We start from the raw sequence: 16193 nt of genomic DNA on the forward strand, positions 1-16193 counted from the left end.
AAACAGTCCGTCATATGTAAAGAATTTTCGTTAAAATTATGACAAAATTTTCCTCGGTTGAATTTGCCGATTAAAAATGCTATAATAAACCCATTGTGAAATCAAAACAGCAGGGAAAAAATCACTTATCCCAACCAGGCAAAAACCAGATCGGAGCACCCATGAGCACAGAAAATCAGAATCTTCTGCAGGCAAAACGCATGATATTAATAGGAGCCACAGGCCGCAACAGCGGAAAGACGACCCTTGCCCTCCAGATTATCAACGCATTTCAGAATAAAGTACCCATTATCGCATTTAAGCTGATTACCGTAAGAGATCACGAAGACATCTGCCCCAGAGGGGGACATGGCTGCGGGATATGCAAGGGGCTGAAAGGCTGCTTTGATATAACCGAAGAAAACGGGACCGGAAACAAGGACACCATGGTGATGAAAAAGGCCGGAGCCAAACATGTTTATCTGATCAGATCATTAAAAGAACACGTGAGAGAGGCCCTGGAAGAAGCTTTAAAAGCAGTTCCCGAAGGAGCTCTTATCCTGTGTGAATCCAACAGCGCCCGCCTTTCTGTGGAGCCAGCCTGCTTTATTATGATCCAAAGCAGCACTGCCTCCTCCATCAAGCCTACGGCAGAGGCTGTCATGGCCTATGCCGATGTGGTTCTCCCCCAGGATGAAGCTGCCTTTGCAGAATTTGTTCAGGACCAGCTTCCGGGAAAAATTGGTATAAATTTATCAATCAATTCAGCAGAGGACTGACCTCTCCCGTACAGAATAAATTAAGTCTGTGAAGAGCTCTTGTACAAGCAATGTATAAGAGCTTTTTGTCATCCTGGCTGTAATAATTTCCCCTGTCAGCATCACATATTAAGACAGCGTCAAACTCCAGCCCTTTTGACATGTATACAGGAATGACGAATATGCCATGCAAATCCGTACTGCTCTCACTGTTTACCAGTTGAATATCCATCTTGCCCTTTAACTGTTTAAACAGGGCCGCGGCATTTTTCTCGGTCTTGCAGATCAATCCGATGGACTGGTAGCCTTTTTCCATGCAGAGCCGGATTTCTGAAATGATTTTGCCGGTCAGTGATGATTGGTCAGCCATTTCATAGACCTCAGGCTCCTCGCCCTTCCTGTTAAAGCTCTTTACCTGTGAGCTGCCTCCAAGAAGTCTCATTCCGTAATTTAAAATTTCATTGGTACAGCGGAAGCTTTTATCCATGGTCACGAGAGAAGTCTTTTTCTTATTTAAGATTCTTTCGATCTGGTCATATAAGGATAAATCCTCACTCTTTTCCAGGGTCTGGTTGATATCTCCCAGAACCGTAAATTTGGATTTTGAAAACAGCAGGCGGAAAATCTCAAAATGAAGGGGATAATAATCCTGGGCCTCATCGATGACCACCTGTCTGATGGTTTTATATTTACTGGTTCCGTTGATCTTTAGGCTCAGGCAGGCCAGAGCCCCTGCATCGTCATAAAACAGAAACTGGCTGCATAAATTCTCCTGGGTAAATATTAAAATATCCTCTATGCACTCAGGAAGCTCTATTCCCTCTGCCAGTCTGTAAAAATACTCTTTGTCATAAAATAACTTTCTGTAAAGCTCTCTGACACGAAGTTGCGTAAAACCTCCTGTCCGTTCCCTTATGAGCATCTCCTCCTGCCTGCTGACAGACCGTTTCTTCGCCTCTCCTGCCAAATCCAGGACATACGTTTCCAGCAGCTTTAATTTCGTTCCCAGAAGAGTTTCTTTCCCGCCCGCGCATATCTTTGCTCGCAGAGCTTCTTTGCTTACAATACATTCTCCATTGTAAAAAACATCCTCAAATTCAATCCACCGGCAGGGCAGATCATCAATAAACCTCTCTAATATTTCTAAAAATGCCTGAGAGGTCTTAAATTCCATGGATTTCTTTATGATATCCCTGTAACGGGAGCTTGAAATCAGATTTTCCAAAAATTGATTTCTGGATTGTATCTGTTCAGTCTTTAAAATCTCAGAAAGAATTTCTTCAAATACAACAGAGAGCACATTTTCCTCTCCAAGCTCCGGCAATACGTGGGAAATATACTGTTCAAACAGGGTATTGGGAGAAATGATGATGATATTATTGGCGGACAGCTTAGAGGACAGCCCCTGATACATCAGATAGGCAGCCCGGTGAAGGGCAACAGAGGTCTTTCCGCTTCCAGCCACACCCTGTACCATCATCAGATCATTTTCCATGTCCCTGATAACCATATCCTGATCACGCTGTATGGTTTCCACAATGGCCTTCATCTGGGTGGATGTGTTTTGGGAGAGCAGTTTTCTCAAAAATTCATCGATGATCTGCACTTCCGCATCAAAGAAATATTCCAGTGTGCTTTTCCTGATTTCATACTGGCGTTTTAAGCTCACTTCCCCTGTAATCTTTCCTCCAGGTGCATCATAAAAGGCCGGCCCTGTCACAAAACGGTAAAATACACTGGCGATGGGTGATCTCCAGTCGTAGACGAATATCTCATTTCCATTGTCCCCCTTTAAAGAAGACCGCCCGATATAGATTTTTTCAAATTCATCCTCGTCATCAAATTTAAAATCGATCCGGGCAAAATAAGGTGATTGAATCATGTTCTCCAGCAATATGATTTTATTTTCCACTGCTTCATAATCTGCAAGCTTATCCGTAATGGGATTCACATATTGATTTAAATCCGCAAGAGCTTCAAATGCTTCACTGCCCCATAAATTGCCTATGGAATGGGACGTGTTTTCCCGCAGTTCCTTTTTAGCCGAGATAATGGCTGACTTATTCTCCTCATTGCGCTCTCTCGCCTGGTTCAGTTGTTTTTCCGCTAAAGCTATGGTTTGTTTTAACCTCTTTTGTTCAAATTCCAATTCAGAATTGTTGTTTTCCATAACCAACATCACCTCTCTTTTAGAATGGGCAGGAAACCTGAGCCCCGAACCGCTATGGTAAAAATTCTAACACAACCGGAATCTGAAAAACAGTCTTGTTGTTGGCGGTGATATGTGTTATGATAAATTCAGAGGGAAGAGCGACTGCACAATTGATTCAGTCACTCTTCCCTCTGAAATTTACTCTTTCCGGCATTTTACCTTCAATCCAGACCGTGACGTATCCGTTCCAAACGCAGCTCCGTTTTGATCTGATCCATGGTTTTTCTGGTCAGCTTATCAGACCTGCTGCTGTTTTTTAGAAATGAGTTCTGTATTTCCTGGACATGTTTCATCTCATCCCTATGTTCGATCAGCATTTTTTTCAAATTTTCCAGTTGGCGTTTTTCTTGATCCATCACGTATTCCTGAGCCGTAATTCTGGTTTCCAGCACCGCAATCTCTTCGAGGTTTTTATTGGCTGTTTCATTCTTTTCCTGAACCTGCTGCCGGTCTGCATGAACCATGAAAGATATGGGGGCATATCCCTGGCCTTTTGTCTTTTCCTGCTTCTCCCTTTCCTGTGCTGCATGGACATAATCTGCCGTTTCAGCACTGTGGAATTCATTGATCTGATTTTGGACTATGTCCAGCAATACAGTCTTATTTCCTGTAATCTGCCGTACAAGCTGTAAATCCGGCAATGCCTCCTGCCAGCTGTTTTCAATACGGTTTATCCAGCCCTCAGCATTTAGAACCTGAGTCTGGATATTGGGTTGAGATGCCGACAGGTTCACTATATTTAAAACCTGGGTAAGAATCTGTCTTCTGTTTTCCGGACTGACCGCCTTCAGCACCTGCAAAAGCTCCAAGCGCTCCCCGAAACTCTCCTCCCTGGGGCCTGGCTGTACGGAAAGATCCATCAGCAAGTCTGCCGACACAGTTTTGTAAACCGACTCCGGCAGCTTCATAATCAACTCCGGCAATTCCTTCTGCCAGATACTTTCAACATGGTTCACCCCTGCCTCAGCTTCTTGTTCTGCCTGTTCCCTCATTTCATTTAAATGTTCTGCCGCCTCTCTGAGCCTTTCCTTCTCATAGCTTTCATTCCCATTTTCCGTCCCGCTTCCATGGGAAGCTGCCGCCTGATTTACAGTCTCCCACGTCTGATTGAGTATTTCTCTGCGATATTCCAGACTCTCTTTCTGCCACGACTGCAAAAGCTCCCGACGCTCTATAAAGGCCCCCTCTCCAGATTCTATCCTTGCATTCAGCTTCTCTGCCACAGCCGCAGCCACATCCTGGTAAACCGGTTCCGGCAGCTTCATAATTAATTCCTGCAATTCCTGCATCCAGATGCTTTCAGTATGACTTTCCCATGCCTCAGCTTCCTTTCCGGCCTGTTCGCTCACTGCAAGCAGAGAATCTGACAGTTGGCTGCTCCCAAGGAACATATCGGCATCAGCAGACAAGTTATTTTCTGAAAACACACGCTCTCCAAACGAACGGCTCCGGATGATCTCCAGCAGACGGAGACTTTGGCTGTTTTGTTCCTTCATTTCACTCAGACGTTCTGATGCCTCTCTGAGCCGTTCCTTCTCCTCATTATCTTCATAAGAATAAAAGGCATGGCTCACGGTCTCCCATAACCGGGCAAGAACCTGACTTCTGGTTTCCGGACTTGCAAACTGCCACAGCAACGAAATATGCCGGGTCTCTGTTAGGCCTTCCTCTACAAAGCCTTCCTGTATAAAATCTGCTTCTGCAGAACCTCCTCCTGCAGAGCCTCCCTCTATAGAGTCTTCCTTCCCAGGAGCAGTTCGCACAGGCAGGTTTTTCACCATAACCTCTGCCGCAGTTTTGTAAACTGCTTCCGGCAATTTCACAACCAGTTCCGGCAATTCCTGCATCCAGGTACGCTCCATATTTCTTATCCAGTCCACAGTCTCATTCCAGAATTGTTCCCAGGTATCAGACAAAATCCACGATAGCTTTTCTGTTTCCGGTCGCTTCTCCGCCTCCGATTGCTTCTCTGCCTCTGATTGCTTCTCTGTCTCCGACCGTTTCTCTGCCTCCGATCGTTTCTCTGCCCCCCAGCGTTTCTCTGCCTCCGATTGCTTCTCTGCTTCTGATCGCTTCTCCGATTCCCAGCGTTTCTCCGTCTCCGATCGTTTCTCTGCCTCCCAGCGTTTCTCTGCCTCCCAGCGTTTCTCTGCCTCCCAGCGTTTCTCTGCCTCCGATCGCTTTTCCGCATCCGATCGCTTCTCTGCCTCCCAGCGCTGCTTTTCCTCTGATCGTTTCTCCGCATCCGACCGCTTCTCTGCCTCCCAGCGTTTCTCCGCATCCGATTGCTTCTCTATCTCCGATCGTTTTCCCAATCCTGTTACGTTCCCTGAAAACAAATATTCCAGCGAAACCTGATTCCACTCCGGAACCTGGCTCTGAATAGTTTCAAGCATGCGAGTACACCCGATATCATATTCTTTTATGCGATCCAGTCCTTCTCTTATTCTGTTTAATTCACTCGGTTCTCCGTTCTCATCCCCCTCCCAGTTCTTTAAGGAAAGGGCGGCATGAGCCGCTGCCTCAGTCACTTCATCAAGAAGTTTCCTCCTGGCCTTAAGTTCCGATCTTTGCCACGCCGCCAGCAGCAGCTCCCGCCCGGCCGCTCCTGTCTCGTCCCGGAAAATCCAGCTATCTGCATTTTCTGACCAAACTTCACAGACCGTTTGGGGCAGTCTTGCCAGCAATTCCGGTACAGCCTTCAAAACAGTTTCTTCCAAACGGTATACCTGGGTTCCAGCCTCCAGCAGAACTGATACAGCGGACACGTCATCTGCCCTTTCCAGCATCTCCATTTGCGTCAGCCTGTCCGGACCATACTGCACATTCCCCTTATGCAGAACCGATTCCTCTTCCTCCCGGCTTCGGACTGCCCCTGCAGACTGGATCTGACGAAGGAGACTTCCTGCAGCTTCCTCATATTTCCAGGGATCATCATACCGTATATCTCCAATCAGCTCTGCCTGTCCCATCTGTCTGACATATTCTTTCACCAGCTGTCTTTCAGAGGACTTAAGCTCTCTCCTGAGAAATACCCGAATAAGGGATTCTGTTCTTCCTGCAACATAATCCCTCATTATAGTCGTATAAAATTCTTTCTGCTGACGTTCCGTTGATTGACGAAACAATTCCTTTCCCCTTGCCATATATCTGTGAACGGAGACGGCTGTCATCATATGCTCAAATGGCTTTCCCACAGAACAGAGAATAAACCCAGGCGGATCCGGCCGTTTGCCTTCTTTCCAGCGTTTCCCGATACCTGTCTGCTCCAACTGCAAAAACACCCGTTCCCGTTCCTCTTCTCCCATCCGGTGCCCGGTAACATACAGAGACCGGAGCAGCTCAGACAAGGTTCCATCGCCAGTCCGGAGCAGATTTAAATTCATCTCAATATTCTGCTTCAGATTTGTCAGAAAGATATGGGGATTTCCCAATATCTCTCTGCTCCTCTCGCTCTGACTTAAATAAAGGCGGAGAAGATTTATGGTTATATGGAGGGTTTCCGCCAGCTCCGTGTTCTGATGCTCTTCCTCATGGCTGTGCATCAGAAACTGCATCACCGCAGGATTCCAGGGATAATTTCCTGAAACCGCATATTTATCCAGAATTCTCTGTGAAAAACCGGCCAGTCTGGCACCCCGACCCATAAAGGTTTCAGGTACCGGAAATGGCCGGATAATTCCCTGCTTTTTATCATTCAATTCCTGTCACCTCGTTAAGGAGGGTCAATCTCCGATATTCCCGTATGTGCCAGTTCCAGCTTTTCAATGAAAATCGAGCTGGACCCGGCATCCAAATCCGTGAATTTCCTGGAGAGAATCAGACCCTCATCAATGCCGTAAATCTTTACAATACTGCCCGCTTTTTTTACAAAAATAAGAATATTGGTGAGCTTCATTCCCTCTCGCAGAATTTCAAAAATACTGCCTTTGGAGGTGCGGGGCATGCCTTTTTCAAAAATAATAATATCCGGACTCCGGCTGGGCTTCTTCCTTATAATGGGATAATCATTGTTTCCTCCCTCTACAAAGACCTCTGTCTCTATCTCGCTTCCCATGTTGGTAATCCTGCTGAAATTCACCTGAACCGTGTCAAGCTGTACATCAAACTCATAAGAGCCTATGAAATCCTTTGCAGCTTCCGTATTGACAGAAGAAGAGGCCGGCGGACTCTGTGCCTTTACATATCGCTTGACAGGAGCCGGTGTGCCGCTTCCCTTTGGCTGCGGCTGGTATCGTTTTTTCTCCGTCGCCCCACCGGCTTCTGCTTCCGGAATATATCTTTTTTTTCCGTTGATAATCGGCATAGTCCCCGCTCACCTCCTTAATCTAAAGCTTGAATACATTCTCCGGTTCCTGATTCAGCTTGCTGTTGATTTTCGATATCTCCTTGCACCATCTAAGCCGGTCCCTGTGATTGAGCCTCATGATTTCTTCATGGGGCCAATGCATATAATATGCAATAAAAGCGACTTCCTCATAAATTTTATCTGCCGGATAAGTGCTTACAGACCGGCTTCCATAAAATTTATGGGAGCCTCAATCTCTTTTCCGCAATGCGGACAGATGGTTTTATATACCGGCATTTCCATGGTATTCACCCGCTGGTATAAATCCTGGAGATAGGCCAGATCCATAGTATACAGCCTCTCCACCACATTGGTGTCCACAGTGGGAAGGGTTCCCAGCCTGGTTATCACTCTGGCCAGGAGAATGACGGTCAGATACCCCGGATTCTGCTGAACCCTTGGGTCACGCAAGGGAAGTATCTCATCCCCCGCATTGGCCAGGCGCATAACGCCCTCCTTATGTACAGTGCCGTCCCTGTCCACAAACCCTCTGGGCAAAGTGAAGTTAAATTCTGTCTCAAACGCCTGCATGGCAAAACCTCCTTGTTACATAGACATTAGGAAACACGAACCATTCCCTCATGTGCGATTTCCAGTGTTTCAATCGCAACCTCAGAAGAGCTTGCATTAAAATCGGGAGCCGTATATTTCATAGGCCATGCATTGATCACCTGCCAGGAAGCGGCCGGAGCCTCTTCTTCATCCAGTAAGGTGATGGTAATTGTCTTTCTGTCTGCCGCACCGTCTACGCCTGAAATAATCCAGTCATAGAGAACCATGGAATCTGCAAGACCCTGTTTTAAGGTGATATTGCTGTATTTTCTAAGCCCCGGCAGCTTCATGGGAGTACGAACCATGTCTCCCTCTCTGTATTCCATAACATCTATGGATACGTCAAAACCGCTCACTTCTGAAAAGCCGCCTGCGTCCAATCCGTCAATTTCTACTTTATATCTGAATTTACCATGTGGGTAAGCCATCTGAATATTCCCCTTTCTCTATATGATTACTCTGCCGCTTCATTCGTCTTCTGAGTGATTCTGAAGATTACGAATTCAGCCGGTTTCACAGGTGCAACACCGATCACGCAGATGAGCCTTCCGTTATTGATGTCATCCTGGCTCATGGTGGATCTGCCGATATTCACAAAAAAGGCTTCATCCGTAGAACTTCCTGCCAACGAGCCGTTCCTCCACAAATTAGTTAAAAACACGCTGATGGTTCTCTGCACACGCACCCACAGAACTTCATCATTGGGTTCAAATACAGCCCAGCTTGTGTTAGCCTTAATAGACTCTTCTATGAAAATAAACAGACGGCGGACGTTGATGTATTTCCAACTTCCATCGCTGGAGGCAGTCCTGGCTCCCCACACCCGGATTCCCTGTCCGGGGAATACACGGATCAAATTGACACCCTTGGGGTTTAAGATATCCTGTTCGCCCTTATTGAACTGGCAGTCAAGTCCCACACAGGCTCTTACTGTTTCGTTAGCCGGAGCCTTATGCACGCCTCTGGTGTTATCACTTCTCGCATAGATTCCCGCCATGGAACCAGAGGGAGGAATAGCCACATTCTTCTTATCCAGCGGATCAAAGACCTCCAGCCAGGGGTGATAAAGGGCTGCATAGTTGCTGTCAAAAATTTCCCTGTGTGCAATGACATCCTGCACCTTTTTCGATTCTCTTGGGATATCGAGAATCGCAAAGCGGCTTCCCAGATTTTCACAGTGAGCCACAAGCGTCAGCTGGACATTGGGATCAGTCACTCCAGGAACTGCCATAACGGAAACCACATCATTATCCACAAAGGACTGGATGCCGGTTCTCCTTCCCGCTCCATTGTCCACGCCAATGAAGTCTGACGCGGAAATACTGCTGACGGAGCCGTTGCTGCCGCCGGAAAGCACAGTCACGTTTGGCGCAGCACCCTCTGAAGTGAGCTCATCAAAAGGTGACAGCGGCAATTCGGATTTTTCTCCAACGTATTCGGCAATAATGAGATCGGATTTTGCAGTCTTTTTGTCAAGGTAGGTGGAAGCAGATACGTTAAAGGATACATTTTCGTACGTCTCTATTAAATCTTCGTATTTAACCTCCAGATTGATTTCACAGGTTGAAATAACTTTGGACGGAAGAAGGTCTTTATCCGTTACATCGCCGGTAAACTCTGTTTCAAACGTTATGATATTATCCTGATTGGCAACCACCCTGTTGTATTCCGGATTTGCTTCATTTCTGCCTGTAAAGACGACTACATCGCCCGGAAGGAAGCCTGCTCCGTTCTTTACCCGGTACTTTTTCCCGCTTCCGCTCTCAATCACTTCCAGAACTTGTGTTTTAGCCTTGCTGGCCGGAGCCGCACTTACCGTTACCCTGTCCCCCCAGATGCCCGGATTCTTTGCAATCAATTGGACAACCGCTTTTTCCTTGGAAGGCATAAATCCCATGGACTGTTTGGCATCGGATGGTGCGACTCTGCTGATAAAGCATCTGGCTCCTCCGTTGATAAAGAAATGCTCCACCGAATAGGCCAGGAAACGGTAATTTCCAAATTCATTTTCTGATAAATATCCGCCATAGCTCCTTTTAAAATCTGCGAAATTGGTTACCAGCTGCGGCAAGCCCAAAACCGGCCCCTTTTCCGCCAATCCGATAAATCCCGCCGTGCTGGTACCCACACCTTCCATTGGTTTGGCACCTGAATCAAATTCTTCGACATATACTCCTGGTGATAAATATTCTGCCATATTGTTCCCGGTTCCACAGGATAACTTCTATGAAACCAGTTTCCTCCTTCCTGTTGCTTTTTGTTATATTATAAGAGTCTGTTATATACAATTTTATAAACAATCCAATTTTTTTATTTTTTTTCTGACTCCGAATCAGAAACTCCATTATTTTCGTCAGTCTTTGCCTCATCTTTCTTTTCATCTTCCTTTTCATCCTGCTGATCCAATAAGGCATTGACCAGAATTGACATAAGCTGAGACATAAGAAACGGACTTCTGGAGATTTGGGGAGTTTCCATTTTCACCTCATTCATAGCCTGTACCAGCTTTTGATTGAAGAAGCTTTCCATCTGACGGTTTTGCTGAAGCAGCTGTTCTTCATTTTCTCTTGCCAGGTTCAGTTCGCCGGCCCAAAATTCCTTTCCCCGTTCCCTCATGGTTCTTGCTGCTTCTTCCAGACATCGCTTCCTGTCCAAATCCTCCTTATCCGACAGAAATGGCATCATCCGGCGAACAGTCTCCTGTTCATGAGCCGATGCATACTGCTTCATCCTTTTCATCATCTCAAAACGGGAATCACCCGGCTGATGCTGAAAAGCAAAGGCTCCCTCCTTCAGCCCTCCGGCATTGGCAATGACTCTTCCCTGTCCCATGAGCCGTTCCGTCTGACGGCTTTCCCAAAGAGTCTTTTCCTTCTCTGTAATTCCCTGACTGTTATGACGCCGCTTCTCACTGGCTAATATCATCAGTCCTCCCCGCTCATCTGCGCCGAAAGCAACGGTTCCATAGGAATTTTCAAATCGAAGGGACTCCTTCACCCGTTTCCTTTCCTCCCGGTAAGAAACGTATCCAGCAAGGTCCTTCTTTTGTTCTTTGGAGACAGAGGTTTTAGCCTGAAATATCCCTTCCGAATTCCTCCGCCAGCCGGAGGATGGCTGTCTTTTTTTCTCTTGCTGACAAAACACCTTCTACCACCTCCATATGCCGGTTATCGGATATCAGGCAAAAGCATGTGATACTCTCCCACATCTTCCTTTGTAAGAATCTTTCCGCTCTTTGCAAATTCATTTCTTACTGCCATAAGAATCTCTTTCATCCCGATTTTCCTGTCGTCAGACGCCGCCAGAAAGGCTGCATGGAGAACAATATTGCGGATGCCGCTTCCTGACAGTTCAAAGCTTGATGCCAGATAATCCAGATCCAGCTCTCCCACCGGCATTGGAGCCGGTATGGCTCTCTCCCACAATTCCCTGCGCTGTGCAAAATCCGGGAACGGAAAGTCAATGACAAACTTTACTCTTCTTTTAAATGCTTCATCAAAATTCTGGATCAGATTGGTAGCCAGAATGGTCACGCCGTCATAAGTTTCCATCTTCTGAAGAAGAAAGGCCGCTTCCATGTTGCTGTACTTGTCATTGGCCTCCTTTACCTCTGTCCGTTTGGAAAACAGCACATCCGCCTCGTCAAAGAGCAGGATAATCTGGCTCTGCCGGGCCTGTTCAAAAATCTCCTCCAGATTTTTTTCTGTTTCACCCACATATTTACTCACCACAGCAGATAATTCCACTTTATAAAGATCAATTCCCAGTTCAGCGGCAAATACCTGAGCCGCCATAGTCTTTCCTGTACCCGGCGCCCCCGCAAAAATCATGCTGACCCCGCGCCCATAGGGCATCTTCCGGTCAAATCCCCATTCCTCATAGACTTTATGCTTATGTTTTACCTGATTGCAGGCAGACAGAATGGTTTCCTTTTGAAATGCGGGCAGCACCAGATCCTCCCATCTGTATACAGTCGGCATCCTGACAGCCTTTTTCACCAGATTCTGTTTAAAAAGACTGTAGCAGCCTTTCCGCAGCAGCTCCCTGTCAATGACCTTCTTTCCCTGGCTTTTTGCCTCTCTCTCCGCATTCCTTAAAGCTTCCTTGATTCTTCCATAGGTGAAATGAAACAAATTGGCCATCTCTTCCACATGGATATCCTGATCAAGGGAATAATTCGTTCCCTCCTGTTTCCATACCTCCCTTTTTTCCAGCAGACTCAAATCACGGACTTCCAGCACCAGCCGCTTTGTCTCTTCCCCGGTCAGCTTGGTGGGAAGAGGATTCTGGCTGATGAGAAAGATGAGACCCTGCACCTGGGAAAGAGGCAGTATAAAGTCTTTCCTCCAGACCTCCAGCTCCTCTTTCTCATAATACTCCGGTATCATGACCACCGGTATTGCCTGAAATATCACGCATTCCAGCAGAATCCTGTCGGCCAGACGTTCCGGCGGCTCTCCGTGTACAGACATTTCCTCCAGCCTGATCAAATATGCCATCCGCCCCAGCCTGGCACAGGCCGTCTCCGCACAGAAACGTCTTCCGCTTCCCTCCGCTCCGTATAACTCCACCACCCGGATTCCTTCCTCTAATAGAGCGGCTGCATCCGGCTGCTGTCTGGTGAGAGGAGGCAACTTCTTATCCGGCTCCCATCTGGTAAGAATCCTCCTCAGCCTTTTGTCTTCCCCAAGATCCCATAAAAGAAAGGAGCGAATCCTGCTGTTTAATTGAAGACGCTGTTCCATAAAGGGGGAGGAGGATTCCGCACGCTGAAAAAACAGCTGCATAAGAGACGACTCTCCGCCAAAGGCTTCCCAAAGATGAAGCAATTCTGTTTTTTCGTGCCAGGCAATTTCCGCCAGCCAGGGAGTTAAGTAATTCCGTTCCCTGTCATCATGGAGGTAAGCACAGTCTCCACCCATATGGGGATTCAGTTCATAGCCCAGAGCCAGAAGCAGAACGTGGCGTTCAAAGGTTTTACACCCTAAAACCCGGCAAAGATATTCCAGGGGAATGAACAAGCCCTTTTCCAGTTCCTTCCCTGACTCTTCCCAAAAACTGTTTTCCTCTTTTTCCAGTTCCTGCGCCAGCCTTCCGGCTTCCTCCCCGTCTTTCTCCCGGGCAGAGTCCAATGACCGCAGAGATGCCAGCTTCATCTTTTGCGCCGTCAAATACCGGACGGCCTCTATGTATTGCTGTTGCGTAGATAATATCAATGTCTTCCCGCTCCTTTATCCTCAGCCGTTACGCATTCATTACCTTCCTGTAGATCTCCGCCAGTTCCCATCCCGGCTTCAGCCCCAGATCCCTTTCCAAAAGGGAAGTGAACCGTTCATATTCCGACTTAGCCAGTTTCAAATTCTGCATGGCTCCGTAACATTTCAAAAGGCTCCCCGCCAGTTCCTCCGAATAGCTGTTGATCATCATGGCATTTTTCAAAAACCGGATGGCCTCCGGATATTGTCCGGCTGCCGCCGATTCCTCTGCCAATACAGCACATCCCATGAAAAACCGGGTGTCATAATACTCCCTCTGTTCCGCAATCCTCTGATTGTCCATGTCCTCCAGATACCGGCCCCAATAAGTGGAAAAACGCTCCTTATGCAGCTTCAGTTCTTCTGTCTTTTTCTGATCAATCAAAGCACACAGACTGCGTATTTCCGCCAGATCCGTTTCTATGGTTTCCATACGGATGCAGTACAGCCGCTCTTTGTACTGGATTAAATCCTCCATATGATAGGCAGACAGTTCCTTTCGGATATTATAAAACATGTTGTGGAGCATGGTCACAGCATTATCCGGCAAATCCTCACTCCACAATTTCTGGAATAACTGTTTTCTTCCCACCGCACGCCCGTTAAGCTCCACCAGACAGGCGAACAGTTCGCTTCCCTTTCTCGTTCTCCAGGAAAGCGGCTTCTGCTCTTTTACCACCACCGCCTGAAAGTCTCCAAAAAAGGTCACTCTTAACGCCCCGGGCTTCTCCTGTTTTTTCTCATCCTCAAGGCGGTCTAAAATTGCAAGCTCCTCCTGTTTCAGATACGGAAGGCCGTACCGGTTCTCCTCCAATAAAAACATGGTGTTGCTGATCTGCTTTTCGTATTTAGAGGGATCCTCCTGATATTTCAGCAGACCCTTATAAAGTCCACGGTACATACCGTATTTATTTTCTTTTCCAAAGGAACTGTCTGCCCGGTTAAGGTATCGTTCCATCTTTTCCGGTATTCCTGACTTGTAGTAATACTGTGCTGCGATTCCCAGTACCTCCGGATCAGGGGGCGTTATATTCTGCTCCGGAAGCGGCTTTTCGCCCATGATATTTACATCTTCCTCCAGATACCGAACACAGCGGCCAAGAATCTGATCCCCGTCCCGTCCCAGAAGCTCACTGCCGTACACCTCCATCACTTTTATAATCAAGGCGGTATATCCGATGTCCACAGCCTGTCTGACAGCCTGGAAACAATCCTTTTCTTCCAGATAATACTCCGCTGTTTTCCTGGCAAGCTCCGCCTGCAGGGCACTGTCGGCTCTTTCCTTGAGAAACAGACGGATCGCTTCATGGTGGCAGATTCTGCCGACTCCATTCTTTCCGCAGGAAAGGAGAAGATTTTTTTTCAAAAGACTTCGGATCATGGCTCCTGAATTGTTCTTTTGCAGGACACGGTCACAAATCTCCTGCTTCAACTCCAGCATGCCCGACGTACTGATCAGAAAGTCCTTTTCTTCCCCTGAAAGCTCCTGGAATATTTCACTGGACATGAAACTGTTAATCATGGAATCCTGAAACAGATAAGACCAGTTGACAGCTTCACCGTTCAGCTGACGTTTCTCTATACAGAGAAGAGCCAGAACCAGTCCGGCGGGCCATCCTCCTAACATTCCGGCACATTGTCCAAGAATCCTTTTTGCTTCCTCCCCGTTACAGCTTAGCATCTTCCCTGCCAGAGTACGCTGTTCTTCTTCCGCAAAGGCAAGATCAGTCTCATCCAGAAGCAGGCAGGTTCCCTTCATCACATGCCGGAACATAAAATCCGGCACACTGCCCCTGGTGATAAAAACCAGCTTTAAATTCTCCGGAAGACTGGAAGCCATCTTCTTAAATATATCCATGATTTTATCATTGCGGATCGCTTCCAGTGAATCAAAAACCATCACATACCGGCGATTTTCATCTTGTTCAAGCTGTTCACAAGCCTTTAAAAGTATATGAAGAAAACGGGTCTGTACGCCCTCCGGTTCAGAGGAAGGCTGATATTCTTGAAATATCCCGAAAAACAGGCAGTCGAGATAAGACAGGAACTTCCACACATCATTATCGGAGGAATCCAGAGTATACCAAAAGGATGCCGCGGAACACCTCTGACAATACTGTCTGATAAGCTCTGTCTTTCCATATCCCGCCTTCCCGTGAAGCATCATAATAGAAGCCTCTGTATGAAGAAGCTTTTTCAGCAATTCTGTGCGTTCCAGGCTATACCTGCATTCTTTGGGATGTAATTTTTTTTGTTTTAAAAGCTGAATTGAATGTTTTTCCATAGTCAAATGCCCTTTTGCCTATATGAATCACTACGGATGGCTGGAGCCGCCTCCACCCATACCTTTTCCTAATATGCTCAACAGAGAAAGTGGATCTTCGGACGCACTGCCTGACGAACTGTCCGGGGCTTCTGAACTCCCGCCCTGTGCCTGTCCAACTCCGCTGATGGCATCGAAGAGTCCGCCTCCAAGGCTGGCAAGCTGGCCTATCGCACCCAGAATACCAAGAATGCTGCTTACCAATTCAAAAAGGCCGCCCAAAAGACTCAGTATGTCGCCTGCATTGCCCCCCGAACTCCCATCATTGATTCCAGCCAATGCCCCTTGGACTCCGGCTGGGCTCTCTTCTGTCCCGGCTGGTACATCTTCCACGTTCTGTTCTTCTGAAGTGTTGTCCGTAGATGCGATCATATCCACCAGGTCTTCTACTTCTCCATTGGCTCCGGCTGGTCCTTCCTCGGCTCCGGCTGGCGCATCTTCCACATTCGGCTCCTCCGAAACGTTATCCGAAGATGCGATCATATCCACCAGGTCTTCTACTTCTCCATCCGCTCCGGCTGGTACATCTTCTATATTATTCTGTTCTTCTGAAGTGTTGTCCACAGATGCGATCATGTCCACCAGGTCTTCTACTTCTCCATTGGCTCCGGCTGGTCCTTCCTCGGCTCCGGCTGGCGCATCTTCCACATTCGGCTCCTCCGAAACGTTATCTGAAGATGCGATCATATCCACCAGGTCTTCTACTTCTCTATCCGCTCCGGCTGGTCCTTCCTCGGCTCCAGCTGGCGCATCTTCCACATTCGGC

At 47.3% G+C, this 16193-nt stretch carries 11 protein-coding genes and 1 pseudogene; 1 reads left to right on the plus strand and 11 read right to left on the minus strand.

Features of this window, described 5'->3' with window-relative positions; genetic code table 11:
* Positions 1-95: 95 nt before the first annotated feature.
* Complete coding sequence (locus tag QM657_RS08755; protein WP_415066240.1) at positions 96-758, plus strand: hypothetical protein; 663 nt, start codon at positions 96-98, stop codon at positions 756-758.
* Here QM657_RS08755 and QM657_RS08760 read toward each other — a convergent pair.
* The 11 genes and pseudogenes from QM657_RS08760 to QM657_RS08810 form a co-directional block, all read right to left on the minus strand.
* A complete protein-coding gene (locus tag QM657_RS08760; RefSeq protein ID WP_415066242.1) occupies positions 739-2907 on the minus strand; it encodes a HelD family protein in 2169 nt (722 codons plus the stop codon). The genes QM657_RS08755 and QM657_RS08760 overlap by 20 nt on opposite strands.
* Positions 2908-3110: 203 nt before the next feature.
* Entirely contained in the window at positions 3111-6650 is a 3540-nt protein-coding gene (locus QM657_RS08765) for a hypothetical protein (protein ID WP_415066243.1), read from the minus strand.
* Positions 6651-6664: 14 nt separating this feature from the next.
* Positions 6665-7255, minus strand: coding sequence for a phage tail protein (locus QM657_RS08770; RefSeq protein ID WP_415066245.1), 591 nt, complete (start codon positions 7253-7255; stop codon positions 6665-6667).
* A 22-nt stretch (positions 7256-7277) separates the two neighbouring features.
* Positions 7278-7436 (minus strand): annotated as a pseudogene (locus tag QM657_RS08775) (DUF6760 family protein); the annotation flags it as partial.
* A gap of 17 nt (positions 7437-7453) precedes the next feature.
* Positions 7454-7828: a phage tail assembly protein gene (locus QM657_RS08780; RefSeq protein ID WP_415066246.1), complete on the minus strand. Its 375-nt coding sequence runs from the start codon at positions 7826-7828 to the stop codon at positions 7454-7456.
* 26 nt (positions 7829-7854) lie between these two features.
* A complete protein-coding gene (locus QM657_RS08785; RefSeq protein ID WP_415066248.1) occupies positions 7855-8277 on the minus strand; it encodes a phage tail protein in 423 nt (140 codons plus the stop codon).
* Between the two features lie 26 nt (positions 8278-8303).
* Positions 8304-10046, minus strand: coding sequence for a phage tail sheath family protein (locus tag QM657_RS08790; protein ID WP_415066249.1), 1743 nt, complete (start codon positions 10044-10046; stop codon positions 8304-8306).
* A 113-nt stretch (positions 10047-10159) separates the two neighbouring features.
* A complete protein-coding gene (locus tag QM657_RS08795) occupies positions 10160-10993 on the minus strand; it encodes a hypothetical protein (RefSeq protein ID WP_415066250.1) in 834 nt (277 codons plus the stop codon).
* Positions 10994-11016: 23 nt separating this feature from the next.
* Positions 11017-13065 (minus strand): ATP-binding protein, encoded by a 2049-nt coding sequence (locus QM657_RS08800; RefSeq protein ID WP_415066251.1) that lies wholly within the window; start codon positions 13063-13065, stop codon positions 11017-11019.
* 28 nt (positions 13066-13093) lie between these two features.
* Complete coding sequence (locus QM657_RS08805) at positions 13094-15388, minus strand: BTAD domain-containing putative transcriptional regulator (RefSeq protein WP_415066252.1); 2295 nt, start codon at positions 15386-15388, stop codon at positions 13094-13096.
* Positions 15389-15418: 30 nt separating this feature from the next.
* Positions 15419-16193: hypothetical protein (locus tag QM657_RS08810; RefSeq protein ID WP_415066254.1), on the minus strand; the 775-nt coding region annotated here is incomplete at its 5' end.

It is taken from the genome of Lacrimispora sp. (assembly GCF_047605665.1).
Taxonomy (GTDB): Bacteria; Bacillota; Clostridia; order Lachnospirales; family Lachnospiraceae; genus Lacrimispora.

Excerpts from the sequence above, each read along its gene's own strand:
- QM657_RS08760 (WP_415066242.1), bottom strand. The coding sequence starts at position 2,907 with ATGGAAAACAACAATTCTGAATTGGAATTTGAACAAAAGAGGTTAAAA.
- QM657_RS08770 (WP_415066245.1), bottom strand. The coding sequence starts at position 7,255 with ATGCCGATTATCAACGGAAAAAAAAGATATATTCCGGAAGCAGAAGCC.
- QM657_RS08780 (WP_415066246.1), bottom strand. The coding sequence starts at position 7,828 with ATGCAGGCGTTTGAGACAGAATTTAACTTCACTTTGCCCAGAGGGTTT.
- QM657_RS08785 (WP_415066248.1), bottom strand. The coding sequence starts at position 8,277 with ATGGCTTACCCACATGGTAAATTCAGATATAAAGTAGAAATTGACGGA.
- QM657_RS08790 (WP_415066249.1), bottom strand. The coding sequence starts at position 10,046 with ATGGCAGAATATTTATCACCAGGAGTATATGTCGAAGAATTTGATTCA.
- QM657_RS08805 (WP_415066252.1), bottom strand. The coding sequence starts at position 15,388 with ATGGAAAAACATTCAATTCAGCTTTTAAAACAAAAAAAATTACATCCC.